Raw genomic sequence first — 15,813 nt, 5'->3', positions numbered from 1 at the left:
TTCGATACCAAAATGCTCGGACTGGATTTTGTTCTCGATTCTACAAAGGGGAAGCTCGTTTCAGGCCGGGCACACGGTCATTTTTCGGGCGTAAGCACCGATTCGAGGAACATATCCGACGGGGAAATATTCTTCGCCCTTAAAGGCGACAACCACGACGGACACGAATATGTGGACGAGGCTTTGAAAAAAGGCGCGGGCGGCGCGGTGATCGAAGACGGCTCCCGCGCGCACGACGGGGGGAAATCGGTAATCCAGGTCCCTTCCACGCTCAAGGCGCTCGGCGACCTCGCTTCCGGGTGGAGAAAGAGCTTCCCGGAACTCAGGCTCGCCGCAATTACCGGCTCCAACGGCAAGACGACTACGAAGGAGATGGCCTGGAGCATCCTCTCCCGCAAGTACAAGACGCTCCGGAATTCCGGCAATTTCAATAACCTGGTCGGGCTCCCGCTCACGCTCTTCAGGCTCGACGCGAATTATAAAGCGGCCGTCGTCGAGCTCGGCATGAACGATTTCGGAGAAATAAGGAGGCTCGCCGAGATAGCTCTCCCCGATACGGGTGCTATTACGAACATAGGAAGGGCGCACCTCGAAAAGCTGGGCGGCATCGAAGGGGTGGCAAGGGCCAAGGGCGAGCTCGTCGAGGGTTTCGGCGGCGATAACGTATTCGTAGTCAACGCGGACGACCCGCGGATAGTCGAGATCGCACGGAAGGTGGATTGCAGGAAAATCACATACGGCGTAAAATCCGGCGAGGCTGACGTCACAGCGAGAGACATACGCCAGGACGGTTTCTCGGGAATAAGCTTCCGCATGAAGTTAGGCGGCGAGGAGTTTCCCGTCCGCCTGGGCGGCATCGGAATTCACAATGTAATGAACGCCCTCTGCGCCTCGTCAATTGCGCACTCCTTCGGGTGCGGGAAGGACGAGATAACGGAGGGACTCGGGGGTTTTTCACTCCCGCACATGAGGCTCGAGGTCGAGGAGAGCGTGGCGGGCTTCAGGGTAATAAACGATACCTATAACGCGAACCCGGACTCGATGCGGAGCGCAGTGAACGAGCTCACGGCTTTAAAAGGCGGCGGCAGGGCCATAGCCGTTCTCGGGGATATGCTCGAGTTAGGTGAAATGAGCGCGGGCGAGCATATCGGCCTCGGGGAATATCTGTCCGCCTCAGGTGTCGATTACGTCATAGCATTCGGGAGCTTCGGGAAAGCGGTTCTCGAAGGGGCAGGCGATAAGACAAACGGGTTTTATGCGGAGTCTCACGAGGAGGCCGCAAGGATAGTGAGGGAGATCGCAAAGCCCGGCGACCTCGTTCTCGTCAAGGGCTCACGCGGGATGAGGATGGAAGAGGTTACAAAGAGGCTTGTCTAAGGAGAGTTTAAATGTTTCACCTGCTTTATCTGCTGAAGGGCGACTACATTCTTTTCAACGTATTCAAGTACATCACATTCCGCTCCTTCGGCGCGGGTGTCACCGCATTCCTCATAAGCATTATCCTCGGCGGGTTCTTCATAAATTTCCTAAGGAAAGGACAGTTCAAGGAGAATATAAGGGACGACGGTCCGGCCTCGCACAAGACCAAGGCGGGTACACCGACCATGGGCGGCGCCTTTATAATACTGTCGATACTCTTCTCTTCGCTCTTATGGCTCAACCTTACGAGCGAAATAGTGTGGGTGGTGCTCCTCTTCACGCTGAGCTACGCGTTGATCGGTTTTCTCGACGACTGGCTCAAATATACTAAGAAGAAGGGGATGAAGGCAAGGTTGAAGTTCTCTCTCCAGATACTGTTCGGGATACTCTTCGTTCTCCTTATCATGAGCGACCTCGACGGATTTACGATGTCGTTAAGCGCGAACCGGGTGGCCGATTATTCATTCTCTTCGGTCGTATTCCCGTTTTTCAAAAAGGCCGTAATAAACCTCGGCTGGCTGTATATACCTTTCGCTCTGATCGTGGTGGTGGGGGCTTCAAACGGTGTGAACCTCACGGACGGTCTCGACGGGCTCGCTATCGGCTCCATAGCCGTAGCGGCCGCGACATATGTCCTGTTCGCATACCTGGCGGGCCACGCGGAGTTCTCGAGATACCTCCAGATACCCTACATACCGGAAGGCGGGGAGCTCGCGGTCTATCTCGCCGCCGTCGGCGGGGCGTGTCTCGGCTTCCTCTGGTACAACTCTCACCCGGCGGAGGTCTTCATGGGGGACGTCGGCTCCCTCTCTTTAGGAGCGGCGATCGGCTCCGTAGCGCTGATATTGAAGCAGGAGATACTGCTCATCCTCGTCGGCGGGGTCTTCGTGGCGGAGGCCATGTCCGTGATATTACAGGTTGCGTCATTCAAGCTTACAGGGAAAAGGGTCTTCAGGATGGCCCCTCTCCACCATCACTTCGAGCTCAAAGGCTGGTCGGAGTCCAAAGTCGTAATCAGGTTCTGGATAATATCGCTCGTTCTTTCCCTGTTCGCTCTCTCGACCTTGAAGCTGAGATAATTACAGTGGATCATTTACTCGGTTGGCGTTAAAGGCGGTTGCAATAAAATCAGAGGTGGCAATGAAATCCGATGGAGCTAGGTGACAGGAAAGTGCTCGTTGCGGGAGTCGGCAAGACAGGCATCGAGACGGTTAAATTCTTGCTAAAAAGAGGCGCGGACGTGTCCGTAAGCGACAGCTCTCCCATAGAGAAGATATCGGAGCAGGCGAAGCTGCTCGAGTCCTGGGGGGTACGGTTAGAGGCGGGCGGGCACACGAGCGGGACATTCCTCGCGGCCGATACGATAGTTCTGAGCCCGGGCGTCCCTTTCGGCATACCGCCTGTACGGGAAGCTCTCGGGAGGGGCATCGAAGTCATAAGCGAGGTCGAGCTCGCTTCGAGGTTCATAGACAAGGCCAAGCCCGTGATCGCCGTTACGGGATCGAACGGAAAAACGACCACATCCACGCTCATAGCGCGCATTCTCGAAAAGAACGGACTGAAAGTATTCCTCGGGGCCAATATCGGCACACCGCTCATACAGATAGCGGACGACTGCGGCCGATACGACGTACTCGTGCTCGAGCTGAGCAGCTTTCAATTACAGGGGATTGATTCCTTCCGTCCCGGCGTCTCGGTCATCCTCAACGTCTCCCCCAACCACCTCGACCATCATGCGAGCTTCGACGAGTACGCGGAGTCCAAGATGAAGATATTCTCGAACCAGACCGAGAAGGACTGGTGCATATACAAGTCCGACGACGAGGTGATAGGTAAGTATATATGTGACGCCAGGCCGAGGAAGATTCCCTTCGGTCCCGGCCGGGCTGAAGACGGGGTCTCTTACGACGGCCGGGGTATAAGATACGGGAACGATTACTACGACCTCACGGGAGTGAAGCTCATAGGCTATCACAACGTCGAAAATATCATGGCCGCGATCGCTGCTGCGACTATAATGGGGTGCGACCCCGGGCTCATACGTGAGGCCGTTATGGAGTTCGATCCGCTCCCCCACAGGATCGAGTTCATAGGGGAGATACGGGGCGCCCGGTTCTATAACGATTCCAAGTCCACGAGCCCCGCAGCCACGCTGCGCGCGCTCGAGAGCCTGCCTCCCCCGATGATCCTCATCGCTGGGGGGAAGGACAAGGGAGTGAGCTTCGAGCCGCTCAGGGAAGAGATAGAAAAAAAAGTCAAATTCATGGTGCTCATGGGTGAATCAAGGTTCAGGATGCAGAGGGATCTGGGCGGGAAAGTGGATTCTTCGCTTGCCGCCTCCCTCGAGGAAGCAATGGAGAAGACACTCGAGAACCTCGCTCCCGGGGACAGCGTTCTATTCTCGCCCGCGTGCTCGAGTTTCGATATGTTTCAGTCTTACGAAGAACGAGGAAGGAGATACAAAGACCTTGTTAGACATATTCAGCTCATCTAAAGCGAAGGCGTACGATATAGGCGTCATCGTCTCGGCGGTATTCCTCACGGCTGTAGGGGTGCTCATGGTCTACAGCACGAGCTCGGTGTATTCCCTCGAGATGTACGGGAACGCGAACTACTTCCTCATACGCCACGGCATATACCTGGCGATCGGTCTCGCGTCCATGATAGTGCTCATGCGGGTCGATTACCGTCTCCTGAGGAAGTTCGTATATCCGGCTTATCTGATCGGCCTCGCCCTGTTGATAGCCGTGCTCGTCCCCGGCATAGGCAAGGAGGTGGGAGGCGCCAGGAGGTGGATCGACCTCGGTCTCCTCTCGTTCCAGCCCTCCGAGTTCGCAAAATATATACTCGTCCTCTACCTTGCTCATTCTCTCACCAAAAAAAGGGACAAGCTCGACAACTTCATCGTCGGCTTCGCTTCACACATACTTATCGCGGGCGTTTACGTAATACTCGTCCTGCTCGAGCCCGATTTCGGCACAGCGACGATCATGCTTGTCACGCTCTTCTTCATGCTCTTTATAGGCGAAGTCAAGATGAAATACCTGGTTCCCGTGGGCGTCGTTTCGGTCATATTCCTATGTCTCGCCGTCGTGACTAAGGGCTACAGGATGAACCGCGTTATGTCTTTCCTCGATCCCTGGCAGGACCCGCTCGGCTCGGGCTATCAGGCGATACAGTCGTTCATAGCCTTCGCGCTCGGAGGCGTCTCCGGCACCGGGCTCGGCGACAGCTCCCAGAAGCTCTTCTTCCTGCCGCAGGCGCATACGGACTTCATATTCTCCATAATCGGCGAGGAGCTCGGATTCATAGGCATAGTGCTCGTACTCATAGGCTTCGGGGTGCTGCTGGTCAGGAGCCTCAAGGTCTCGCTCAGGGCTCCCGATCTGTTCGGCTGCTACCTCGTCTTCGGGTGCGTCATACTTATAGCCCTCCAGGCCGGGATAAACATGGCCGTAGCGGTGGGCCTGTTCCCGACAAAAGGGCTCACGCTCCCATTTATCAGCTACGGCGGCACCTCTCTCATTGCGACCCTCTCGGCCGTGGGCGTTATACTCAACGTCTCGAGATCGGGATTGAAATGAAGGTCATCATAGCCGGAGGGGGCACCGGGGGGCACATATTCCCGGCGATAGCGGTCGCCGAGGAGATATTGAAGAGGAGCGGGACGAACGAAGTCCTTTTCGTAGGTACGAAAAGAGGGTTGGAAAACGAGTTGCTGTCGAAAAGAGGATACGGAGTCGAGCACATAAGCGCCCGCGGGATCAAGGGCAAAGGGATAAGAAAAAGCGCGGCCGCCCTGTTTTCAGCTTTAAAGGGAGTCTCCGATTCCGTGTCGATAATAAAGAAATTCCGCCCCGACGTCGTTCTCGGCGTCGGCGGCTATGTCTCGGGTCCCATGGTGCTCGCTGCCTCTCTCAGGGGCGTTCCCACGGCGATCTGCGAGCAGAACGGCTATCCCGGCCTCGCAAACCGCATGCTCGGGAAATTCGTGAAGAAGGTATTCGCGGCTTTCGACGATAGCGTTAAGTTTTTCCCCGGCGGAAAGGTCGTCATAACCGGGAACCCCGTGAGGCAGGACATATTGCGCGGCGGGAAGATTAAAAAGGATGCGGAAAAGGTCACCGTTCTGGTATTCGGCGGGAGCCAGGGCGCTCATAAGCTCAACGAATCGGTACCCGAGTCGATCGCCAGGCTCGGGAGGCCCGACATAATGGTAATACACCAGACGGGGCAGAAGGATTTCGAGGCTGTTAAGAATGCATACGCTTCACATCGCATAGAGGCCCGCGTTCTCCCTTTCATAGACGATATGGCGGGCGCATACGGGGAGGCCGATTTCGTGATCGGAAGGTCAGGGGCTGGCACCGTCGCCGAGATCACTGCGCTCGGGAAGCCCTCGCTCCTTATCCCTTATCCGTACGCGACGAACAACCATCAGCTCGAGAACGCAAGGGTTTTGGAGCGTGCGGGAGCTGCGGTGATAGTCGAGGACAGGGACGCCCTGCCTGAAAATCTTTCCGCGGCATTGACCAACCTCCTCCGTAGAGACAAACTAAATGAGATGGCCTCACACGCCCTAAAGCTGGGCCGCCCGGATGCAGCGGCTGTAATCGTGAATGAAATTTCGAGGCTTGCCGGAGAGAATTAGTGTACGGAAAAATAAAGAGGATACATTTCGTGGGAATCGGCGGGATAGGGATGAGCGGCATAGCGGAGGTCCTGCTGAATATGGGTTACGCGGTTTCGGGCTCCGACTTGAAAGAATCGGATACGGTGAGGAGATTAAGGGACCTCGGCGCGGTTATTTCCATCGGGCACGAGGGTGAAAACGTCCACGGCTCCGGTGTGATAGTTATATCGTCCGCGGTGCACGAAACGAACCCTGAAGTCATGGAGGCGCGTAAGAACGGCATACCCGTCATCCCGCGCGCCCAGATGCTTGCAGAGCTCATGCGCCTCAGATACGGCATCGCGGTCGCCGGGAGCCACGGCAAGACGACTACTACCTCGATGGTCGCGACAGTGCTTTCGCACGGCGGGTTCGATCCGACTATCGTCGTAGGGGGCAAGGTCAAGACGCTCGGGACGAACGCCAGGCTCGGGAAGGGCAGCTTCATGGTGGTCGAGGCCGACGAGTCCGACGGCTCCTTTCTCCTCCTCTCTCCCGTAATCTCCGTCCTGACCAACATAGACGAAGAGCACCTAGACCATTACAAGGGTCTGCCGGAGCTCGTTGATGCATTCACCAGCTTCGCGAACAAGATTCCGTTCTACGGCCTTTCGGTCTTCTGCGCCGACTGCCCCAGGGTGAGGGGGATTGCTGAAAAATTCGAAAAAAGATCGGTCACGTACGGTTTTCACGCGGATGCGGAATTAAGAGCCGAGGGCGTGAGTATATCGGGGTTCAACACCGTATTCGAAGCAGTGCTTAACGGCTCCCTGCTCGGTAAAATCAGCCTCAACGTCCCCGGCGGGCATAACGCCCAGAATGCCCTTGCCGCGGTCGCTGTAGGGATGGAGCTCGGCATGAGCTTCGGAGACATAAGGGACGGCCTGGCCGAGTTCAGGGGCATCGACAGGAGGCTCCAGATAAAGGGCAGGGGCCGGGACGTGCTCGTTCTCGACGATTACGCCCACCATCCTAACGAGATAAGGGCGACCATAAAAGCGGTCAGGGATTCCGGGTTAGGCAGGATAGTCGCTATATTCCAGCCCCACCGTTATACGAGGACGAAGCTCCTCTTCGACGACTTCGCGAAGGTGCTCCTCGACATAGACGTGCTCTTCCTCATGGATATATACCCCGCGGGTGAAGACCCCATAGAAGGGGTTTCGTCCAGATCGCTCTACCAGTCCGTTAAGGACATGGGACACGCGAACGTCTTCTACTCTAACGGGAGCGACAATCTCGTATCCTCCGTGTTAGGCGCGGTCAGGCCCGGGGACGTCATTATTACCCTCGGGGCGGGCAACGTATGGGCTGTAGGTGAAAAGATTGCAGAGGAGATCGCATGAACCTGGTGGAAGAGATCGGGCTCATAGGCTGCGAGATCGACCGGAACTATCCCATGAGCAAGTACACATCCCTGCGTGTGGGCGGTCTTGCGGACGTCCTGGTCACACCGAATAACCTCGGGGAATTCATGGAGCTTCTCGGCCTTCTCTCCCGGTCGGAGGTGCCGTGGGTGGTCCTCGGGGCGGGCTCGAACACTGTCGTCTACGACGCCGGTATAGACGGTGTAGTCGTCTCCACGAGAAAACTGAAAAATATAGAGATTACGGAGGACAACAAGGTATATGCCGAGACAGGCGCCGTCCTCGGCACGATACTCAACAGGACTATCAGGGCCGGGTTACGCGGCTTCGAGTTCGCGGCCGGCATACCGGGGACTGTCGGGGGCGGTATCTTCATGAATGCGGGCGCAAACGGCGGCGAGATAAAAGACGTGCTTGAGACCGTATGGGTATGGTTCGGCGGCGGGGAAATTCAGATCGAGAGAAAAGACCTGAAATTCGAGTACCGGAAGAGCCATCTCCCCGAGGGAAGTGTGATCACGAGGGCGAAGTTCGGGCTCAAACCGGGCGACCCGCGGGAGATCGAGCGGAACGTCAAGGAATACATGGACAAGAGGCAGAGGACCCAGCCCATCAAGATGTCCAACACGGGCTCAATATTCAAGAACCCGCCCGAGATACCCGCGGGCAAGCTCCTCGACGAGCTCGGCTTCAAGGGGCTCTCCGTCGGCGGCGCGAAGTTCTCCGAGATGCACGCGAATTTCATCGTCAACGCCGGGTGCGCGAGCGCGGGCGACGTGCTCGAGCTCATCGAGAAGGCGAAGAGGGAAGCGCTCGAGAAGAGGGGAGTCGTGCTCGAGACAGAGGTCAGGATAATAGGGAAAAACAAAGTTGGAAGATAACAAAGGATTCCCGTACCGCAAGGTTATAATCGTTTTCTCGGCTCTCGTCGTAGTCGCAGCGCTCGCTGTGTCTTCCTACATCACGCTCCACCTCGGGATGTTCACCGTGGAAGAGGTGGATATAAGAGGCAACGAGAGAATCGTCGGCAGGGAGATACTCAAGAGGTCGGGCCTGAGGGAAGGGGAGAGCAGCATCTTCTTTTTCGAGAAGCAGGTAGAGGAAGAGATACTCAAGAATCCCTGGATTAAAAAAGTTTCCGTGCATAAAGAGTTCCCCAAAAAAGTAACGATAGAAGTAGAGGAAGAGGACGTCTACTGCATCGTGCTTTCGGAGGGCGGTAAGCCCGTATATATGAGCAGGAGGGGCAGGATGCTCGGCACCGGAAATTTTGACCTGGGGCTTGATTTTCCGGTTCTGATAGGCGATGGTATAAGAGACCCGAAGCTTTTGGAAGAGGCCCTCGAGATCTTGGAGTTATCTAAAAACAGCGCCGTGCTGAAATGGGACGATATTTCAGAGGTCCAGCTGAATCCGATATACGGGATCACCGTATTCACGAACGACAACCGACGCATTGAATTCGACAGAGACGACATAATCGTAAAGTGGGACAAGGTGGAGCGGATTATTAATTATTCGAAATCCCTCGGCCTCGAGGAATCTTATATCAACGTCTCCTCGGGCAGCATGGGGGTGGTGGATTTCAAACACCCTGCAGCGAAACCGGGAGCACAGGATGGGTAAAGAGCAGAATTTGATTATAGGGCTCGATATCGGGACGACAAAAATATGCGCAATTGTGGGTGAGTTAAATTCAAGGACAGGGGAAGTAGAAATAATAGGCGTAGGTACATATCCTTCTTACGGGCTCAAGAGAGGGGTCGTCGTAAATATCGACAATACGATCCAGTCGGTCAAGCACGCGGTCGAAGAAGCCGAGCACATGGCCGGATGCGAAATACGGACGGTCTTCGTGGGGATTGCGGGAGGCCACATTAAAGGCATGAGCGGTCACGGGATGATAACTATCAGGGACCGCGAGGTCGCCAAGCGGGACGTAGAGAGGGTCATAGAGTCCGCAAACGCCGTGCTTATACCGGCAGACAGGGAAATAATTCATGTAATTCCACAGGAATACACTATAGACGGCCAGAGCGGGATAAAAGACCCCGTCGGCATATACGGGATAAAGCTCGAGACCAAGGTGCATATTGTCACAGGGCAGGTGACCGCGGCCCAGAACCTCGTCAAATGCATACACGGCGCGGGCATGGACGTGGCCGACATCGTGCTCGAGCAGCTCGCTTCGAGCGAAGCCGTGCTTACGGAGGACGAGAAGGAAATAGGCGTCGTGCTGATTGACTGCGGCGGCGGGACGACCGACATTGCCATATTCGTCGGCGGCAGCATCCGCTACACCGAGAACGTCACTCTCGGCGGCGATAACATAGACAGGGACATTGCGCTCGGACTCTCCACCCCGCTCGCCGAAGCGAGGAGGATAAAAGAGAAATACGGCACAGCGCTCGCCGAGCTCGTCTCTCCCGATGAGACGATAGAAGTCCCGAGCGTCGGCGGAAAGCATTTCAGGAAGATATCGAGAAGGGACCTCGCGATGATAATCGAGCCGCGCATGGAAGAAATTTTCGCCCTCGCGAAAAGAGAGATAAAAAAGTCCGGCTTCGAGGACCTGGTGCCTGCGGGCGCGGTGATAACGGGCGGGACAGTGATAATGAACGGGACAGTCGAGCTCGCGGAAAGCGTTCTGGAAATGCCCGTAAGAATGGGAATACCGACAGACGTCGGAGGGCTCACCGACATTATTGCCAACCCCGTATACTCGACGGGAGTCGGGCTCGTGCTTTACGGCTGCGGATACAAGGGCGACAAAAAATTACGGATACGCGATGAAAATGTTTTCAAAAAAATTTTTGACAGTATGAAAAACTGGTTTCAGGAGTTTTTTTAGGTTAAAATGACTTAACTATACTGGAGGAGGGCGTTAAATATGGCAAATTTTGAGCTCGAAGACACAAGTATAGAACAAAAGGCTAGAATAAAAGTCATAGGCGCCGGCGGCGCCGGCGGAAACGCGATAAACGCAATGATAGAGAAGGGTCTCCACGGCGTCGATTTCATCGTGGCTAACACAGACGCGCAGGACCTGAGAAAATCCCTCGCATCCACGAAGATACAGATCGGCAGCAGGACCACGAAAGGCCTGGGCTCGGGCGGCAACCCTGTCCTCGGGAGGGAAGCCGCGATCGAAGACCAGGTAAAGATCGCCGAGGCGATAGACGGTGCGGACATGGTATTCATAACTGCGGGCATGGGAGGAGGCACCGGCACCGGAGCGTCGCCCATCATCGCGCAGGTATCCAAAGAAGTAGGCGCCCTCACGGTCGGAGTCGTGACTAGGCCGTTCGGCTTCGAAGGGCCCAAGAGGAACAAGCAGGCGCTCGAAGGGATAGAGAGCCTCGAGAAGGAAGTCGACACCCTCATCGTCATCCCGAACGACCGCCTCACAGAAGTGCACAAGATTACGATACTCGACGCCTTCAAGAGAGCGGACGAGGTGCTCCACCAGGCCGTCCGCGGAATATCGGACATCATCACCGGGACGGGCTACATCAACGTCGACTTCGCAGACGTCAAGAGCATAATGGGCGAGAACGGCGGGAAGGCTCTCATGGGCACGGGTTTCGCCGAGGGCAGCAACAGGGCAATCGAGGCCGCCGAAGCTGCGATCACGAGCCCCCTCCTCGAGGACATATCAATAGACGGCGCAACGGGCATACTCCTCAACGTAACCGCCTCTCCCGACTTCGGAATCGAAGAACTCAACGAAGCCTGCAACTACATAAAGGACCGCGCCCACGAGGACGTAAACCTCATATTCGGCCTCGTATTCAACCCCGAATTCAAGGAATCCGTCCAGCTTACCGTTATCGCGACCGGCATACAGAGCGTGAGGAGCAGCCAGAACATCAAAAAGCTCGTGACCAAGCTCCCTACCGACATCGGGGAAGACGAGTTCGAGATTCCCGCTTTCATCAGGCGCCGCGGCTTCAAAGAAGGGCAGTGATATAGTAGTTACCGTAGATTAAAGAATCCTTACCCGTTCGTCCTGAGGCGCAGAATCTGCGCTCGTATACGGTTCCCCTGTAACTTCTCAGCATTTGCCAATCAATGGAGCCAGGATATTACTGATCTGCGAGCCTGTCCTGAGCGAAGTCGAAGGATCGAAGGACGGCATCCTTCCGACATTACAGAATTTGTGTCACATATATTCCCCTCCGCCTTGAGGGATGATTGCAAGCAAGCGCGCAATCGGTCGCCCCGGAACAGGGGCACAGAATCACATCGACTACAGGCTAAATTTTGCACAAACCAAAACAGGGCTTGGGTGAGGGTGTCACCTTTCTCTCATCAATCCAACAAGTACTGTTCGTACTGTTTGTCTCTCGAAGCTTTTTATCCTCCGACCTTACTTCGCCCGCCGAAGCGGGCTTCGCGAAGGCGGGAGCTTTAGCGAAGGAGGATAGCGAAGACGGAAGCTCGTCGAAGAATGGACGAGACAGGGTAATAAACGTACCTAGCTGACTTGTAAATTCCCGGCGGTATAATGAGCTGATTTTTGTTTGTATTGAGTCGGGTTAATAAATTCTGCGATCGGCTCAGTCTGCCGCCTGTATTTCACGAAACGATTCCGGTTTTTTCTGGACTTCGTCCTTGAAGGACGTCTTTACGCGGGGGGCGTCTATCCAGAGGCTCTCTATATCGTAGAATTTCCTGTTAGGCTCGTAAAAGACGTGCGCGACCACGTCGGCCGAGTCGATGAGCACCCAGTTCCCCTCCGAATACCCCTCGATCCCGATTATCTTTTCTCCCGCTTCCCCGAGCGTCTTTTCTATATTGTCCACGATGGTCTTCACGCCCCTCGTCGAATTCGCGCTGCAGATGAGGAAATAATCGGTAATGTCGCTCGTGGAGCTTACGTCGAGGAGCACGGGATCGTCCGCCTTTTTCTCCCATGCCGCATTAGCCATAAGGAGAGCCTTATTCTTGGAGTTTATAGGGAACCCTCCCTGCGGTATATGTTATTCCGCAGTATGTACTCTTCGACTGATGGAGGGACGAGGTACTTGATCGACCTCCCCGACTTCACGAAACGCCTGATTTCAGTGGAGGATATCTCAAGTCCTTTTATCTTGGAAAAAGCGATTAATCCGGAGTTGTTATCTTTGTAATATATCACGTTGTCTTCTATTTTATAATAACTAAAATCGTTTTCGAGGGCAAGCGGGAGTTTCGCCTCGTCCGTGTCCGGATAACCCGGTCTCGTAATCACCGCGAAATTAGAGAGCTTGAACAGCTCTCTCCATTCCCTCCACGTCTCTATCTCCCTGAAGAGCTCGTTTCCGACCATAAAGTAGTACTCCGACCCCGGATTTGTTTTTTTCAGATGTCTCAGTGTCTCGACGGTATACGACGGTGTATCCTTGCCTAGCTCGTAGTCGCTTACCTCGAAGCAGGGGTTGTCGGAGACGGCCAGCTTCAGCATTTCGAGCCTGTGCGACGGCGGGGCGGAGTGTGCGGTCTTTTTATGCGGAGCCACCGCCGCTGGAATGAAGCACACCTTGTCTAGAGAGAGCATCTCCCTTATCTCTTCCGCCGCGCGCAGGTGTCCCAGGTGCACGGGGTCGAATGTTCCGCCGAAAAGTCCCGCTCTTTCTTTAGTCTGACCGGCCATTGTCGGGTGTTATCATAACATTTCTAATTGTTTATTATTTGGATACGTACCCTTCGGCCATGAATTCATCGCCGAGCTTCGTAATTTTTACCCTTTCTATATTGAGCGAACCGCTTATTCGGGATATGCCCAGCTTTCCGATCATGCTCAGCCCCTCTGCCCCCAATATCCTGGGCGCATAGAAAAACACGACCTTGTCCACGATACCGCTCTTTAGCGCGAGAGCAGCGGTCGCGCTACCCCCTTCTATGAGGAGGCTCGTTATTTCGTTCTTCCCGAGCACCTGGGCGGCCTCTCTCAGGTCGAGGTGCCCGTCCTTATCCGACCCCACTTCGATAATCTTTGCTCCGGCTTCTTCGAGCTTTTTCCTTTTCGCGGGGTCGTGCGTATTCCCCGTAACTATAATCACGTTTTCGTGCGCGGAAAAAATGTTCGATTTTACGGGCGTCTTCAGCTTCATGTCGAGGACGACGGGCACAGGCTGTTTTCCCGCCCGTTTCGAGAGCCTTACGTTTAACTTGGGGTTGTCCTTGAGTATGGTTCCCGTGCCGACCATTACGGCGTCGGCGAGGTTCCTTAATCTGTGCCCTAGCTTTCTCTGCGTCTCGCTTCCGATCCATTTGGAATCGCCCGTGTGCGTTGCGATCTTCCCGTCGAGCGTGGCAGCGAGCTTGAGCGTTACTAACGGAGTGCCTGTTGTTATGTATTTGTTGAACGCCTCGTTAATCTCCCCGGCTTTTTCCGCGAGTATGCCCGAGCTCACGCGGATGCCCGCGTCGATGAGCGTTTTTACCCCTTTTCCGCTCACCCTTGGGTTAGGGTCGAGCGCGCCGATGACTGCCTCCCTCACGCCCTTTTCTATTATCGCGTCCGTGCAGGGCGGCGTTTTCTTCTCCCTGTGGCAGCAGGGCTCGAGCGATACGTATAGCGTGGAGCCCCTCACGGCCTGTCCTTTCCTCTCGGCGTCGATGAATGCCTCTATCTCGGCGTGCGGGAGCCCCGCCTTCCTGTGGTACCCCTTCCCTATGATCTCCCCTTTATTCACGAGCACTGCCCCCACCAGAGGGTTGGGACTCGTCATGCCCTCCGCCCTCTTCGCGAGGCTAATTGCCAGAGACATGTATTTTTCGTGCGGTTCCTTCTTCATGCCTGTTACGCTTACTGATTCATATTATATAGCGGCGGGGTTTGTCAATGGAGCGTTTCCTCGCCCGAATAAAAGAGGGCTTCGACGAATTCCTCCGCGTTGAATTCACGGAGGTCCGACAGGCTCTCTCCTATACCTATGTATTTGACCGGGATATTGAGCTCGTCGGCTATCGCCACTATCACCCCGCCCTTGGCGGTGCCGTCGAGCTTCGTGAGCACAATGCCCGTAATATCGAGAGCTTCGTTGAACATCTTCGCCTGCTGTATGGCGTTCTGTCCCGTCGTAGCGTCCAGCACGAGGAGCGTCTCGTGAGGCGCCTCGGCGAGCTCGCGCGAGATCACCCTCTTCATTTTCTTTATCTCGTCCATGAGGTTCCCTTTCGTGTGGAGCCTCCCGGCGGTGTCTATGATGAGCACGTCTGTCCCTCGGGCCGAGGCCGCTTTCACGGCGTCGAACGCCACTGCTGAAGGGTCAGCCCCGCCCGGCCCCTTGATAAAGTCGGAGCCGACACGCTTCGACCAGATTTCGAGCTGCTCGGTTGCGGCTGCCCTGAACGTATCGCCGGCCGCGACCATCACGCTCAGGTCCTCCTTTTTGAGCCTGTTCGCGAGCTTCCCTATAGTTGTCGTTTTTCCGACCCCGTTCACCCCGGCGATCATTATCACGCAGGGCTTAGCGGTCACGCGTATCGGGCTTCCCTCCGCTTTTTTCAGTATATTCAGTATCTCTTCCTTGAGCGCTCCGGTCACGGCGTCCGCGTCTCGGAGCGATCTTTTCTGAAGACTCGCCCCTATCCTCTCCCTGAGCTTCATCGTCGTCCCGACGCCTATATCCGCCATGATGAGCGTTTCCTCGAAATCGTCCCATACGCTTTCGTCTATCTCTTTTTTGGACAGCACCTCTCCGAGCCTTCCGAAGAGCCCCGTATGTGTTTTGGAGAGGCCCTTTCTCAACCTCGCGAAAAGCCCTTCCTTCGTCTCCTCGGGCTCTTCGACGGGCGCTTCTTCGATAGCCGCTTCCGCGGCGGTTACTTCTGTTTCTACTTCGGCTTCGGGCTCCTCGAAGGTTTCTACCTCCGCTGCTTCTTCGGTGATTACAACTTCGGGAATCGTTTTTTCAGGCTCCCGCATCTGCTTTATTTCCACGGGCTCTGCCGGTGCTTCGAACGCCGAGGGAGTCGTCTCCAGGGAAGGAGGCGCTTTAAACACCTCGAGGTCGGGAGCCTGGATCTGCTGCGGCTTCTCAGCCTCGATCTCGGCGGGCTTTTCCGCTTCGGGTTTTACGGCTTCCTTTTTCGGTTTCTGTTCGAAAAGAAATGCGATTACGAGCGATAAGAGCACGAGCGCTAAAAATAGTACGCCTACGGCTACGAGATCCGAATACGGGCTCGGGATAGTATTCAACACTGCTAAAATATCGTGCATTATGTGTAAAGCCTCCTTGCTCTCAAAAGAGATACGGATATAACTCTATCAGTTATCCGGTAATACTAAAGTATTATACTTATTGAGCAGATTAGGATAACATAACTAACGGGAATCGTTTAATACGTTGTTTGATAAACAGCGGT

At 55.2% G+C, this 15,813-nt stretch carries 14 protein-coding genes; 10 read left to right on the top strand and 4 right to left on the bottom strand.

Features of this window, described 5'->3' with window-relative positions:
• Window positions 1–12 precede the first annotated feature (12 nt).
• From murF to ftsZ, 10 genes are all read left to right on the top strand, one after another.
• Window positions 13–1,377, top strand: a complete 1,365-nt coding sequence (gene murF, locus AB1598_13410) for a UDP-N-acetylmuramoyl-tripeptide--D-alanyl-D-alanine ligase (GenBank protein ID MEW6146002.1) — start codon at window positions 13–15, stop codon at window positions 1,375–1,377.
• An 11-nt stretch (window positions 1,378–1,388) separates the two neighbouring features.
• Window positions 1,389–2,498: a phospho-N-acetylmuramoyl-pentapeptide-transferase gene (gene mraY, locus AB1598_13405; protein MEW6146001.1), complete on the top strand. Its 1,110-nt coding sequence runs from the start codon at window positions 1,389–1,391 to the stop codon at window positions 2,496–2,498.
• 71 nt (window positions 2,499–2,569) lie between these two features.
• Window positions 2,570–3,913 (top strand): UDP-N-acetylmuramoyl-L-alanine--D-glutamate ligase, encoded by a 1,344-nt coding sequence (murD, locus tag AB1598_13400; GenBank protein ID MEW6146000.1) that lies wholly within the window; start codon window positions 2,570–2,572, stop codon window positions 3,911–3,913.
• The gene (gene ftsW, locus AB1598_13395; protein MEW6145999.1) at window positions 3,888–5,003 is read left to right on the top strand and encodes a putative lipid II flippase FtsW; all 1,116 of its coding nucleotides are present in this window, start codon (window positions 3,888–3,890) and stop codon (window positions 5,001–5,003) included. The genes murD and ftsW overlap by 26 nt, the downstream gene beginning before the upstream one ends.
• Window positions 5,000–6,070 (top strand): undecaprenyldiphospho-muramoylpentapeptide beta-N-acetylglucosaminyltransferase, encoded by a 1,071-nt coding sequence (murG, locus tag AB1598_13390; protein ID MEW6145998.1) that lies wholly within the window; start codon window positions 5,000–5,002, stop codon window positions 6,068–6,070. Before ftsW ends, murG begins: the two co-directional genes overlap by 4 nt.
• A complete protein-coding gene (gene murC, locus AB1598_13385) occupies window positions 6,070–7,437 on the top strand; it encodes a UDP-N-acetylmuramate--L-alanine ligase (GenBank protein MEW6145997.1) in 1,368 nt (455 codons plus the stop codon). The genes murG and murC overlap by 1 nt, the downstream gene beginning before the upstream one ends.
• On the top strand, window positions 7,434–8,339 hold the full coding sequence (gene murB, locus AB1598_13380; GenBank protein MEW6145996.1) for a UDP-N-acetylmuramate dehydrogenase: 906 nt from the start codon (window positions 7,434–7,436) through the stop codon (window positions 8,337–8,339). Before murC ends, murB begins: the two co-directional genes overlap by 4 nt.
• The gene (locus AB1598_13375; GenBank protein ID MEW6145995.1) at window positions 8,329–9,084 is read left to right on the top strand and encodes an FtsQ-type POTRA domain-containing protein; all 756 of its coding nucleotides are present in this window, start codon (window positions 8,329–8,331) and stop codon (window positions 9,082–9,084) included. The genes murB and AB1598_13375 overlap by 11 nt, the downstream gene beginning before the upstream one ends.
• Window positions 9,077–10,309: a cell division protein FtsA gene (gene ftsA, locus AB1598_13370; GenBank protein MEW6145994.1), complete on the top strand. Its 1,233-nt coding sequence runs from the start codon at window positions 9,077–9,079 to the stop codon at window positions 10,307–10,309. Before AB1598_13375 ends, ftsA begins: the two co-directional genes overlap by 8 nt.
• Before the next feature lie 39 nt (window positions 10,310–10,348).
• Window positions 10,349–11,425 carry a cell division protein FtsZ gene (ftsZ, locus tag AB1598_13365; protein MEW6145993.1) on the top strand — a complete coding sequence of 359 codons (1,077 nt, stop codon included), beginning with the start codon at window positions 10,349–10,351 and terminating at the stop codon, window positions 11,423–11,425.
• 592 nt (window positions 11,426–12,017) lie between these two features.
• Here ftsZ and rsfS read toward each other — a convergent pair.
• The 4 genes from rsfS to ftsY are packed head-to-tail and all read right to left on the bottom strand — an operon-like array spanning window position 12,018 to window position 15,667.
• A complete protein-coding gene (gene rsfS, locus AB1598_13360; GenBank protein MEW6145992.1) occupies window positions 12,018–12,389 on the bottom strand; it encodes a ribosome silencing factor in 372 nt (123 codons plus the stop codon).
• A gap of 23 nt (window positions 12,390–12,412) precedes the next feature.
• The gene (nadD, locus tag AB1598_13355; protein MEW6145991.1) at window positions 12,413–13,093 is read right to left on the bottom strand and encodes a nicotinate-nucleotide adenylyltransferase; all 681 of its coding nucleotides are present in this window, start codon (window positions 13,091–13,093) and stop codon (window positions 12,413–12,415) included.
• A gap of 34 nt (window positions 13,094–13,127) precedes the next feature.
• Entirely contained in the window at window positions 13,128–14,240 is a 1,113-nt protein-coding gene (gene ribD, locus AB1598_13350; GenBank protein MEW6145990.1) for a bifunctional diaminohydroxyphosphoribosylaminopyrimidine deaminase/5-amino-6-(5-phosphoribosylamino)uracil reductase RibD, read from the bottom strand.
• A gap of 44 nt (window positions 14,241–14,284) precedes the next feature.
• The gene (gene ftsY, locus AB1598_13345; protein MEW6145989.1) at window positions 14,285–15,667 is read right to left on the bottom strand and encodes a signal recognition particle-docking protein FtsY; all 1,383 of its coding nucleotides are present in this window, start codon (window positions 15,665–15,667) and stop codon (window positions 14,285–14,287) included.
• Window positions 15,668–15,813: the final 146 nt, after the last annotated feature.

The sequence above is a fragment of the Thermodesulfobacteriota bacterium genome (assembly GCA_040754335.1).
Classification (GTDB): domain Bacteria; phylum Desulfobacterota_D; class UBA1144; order Nemesobacterales; family UBA2774; genus 2-12-FULL-53-21.
The sequence above is the reverse complement of the archived record's forward strand: the minus strand, read 5'-3'. Positions and strand labels throughout refer to the sequence as shown.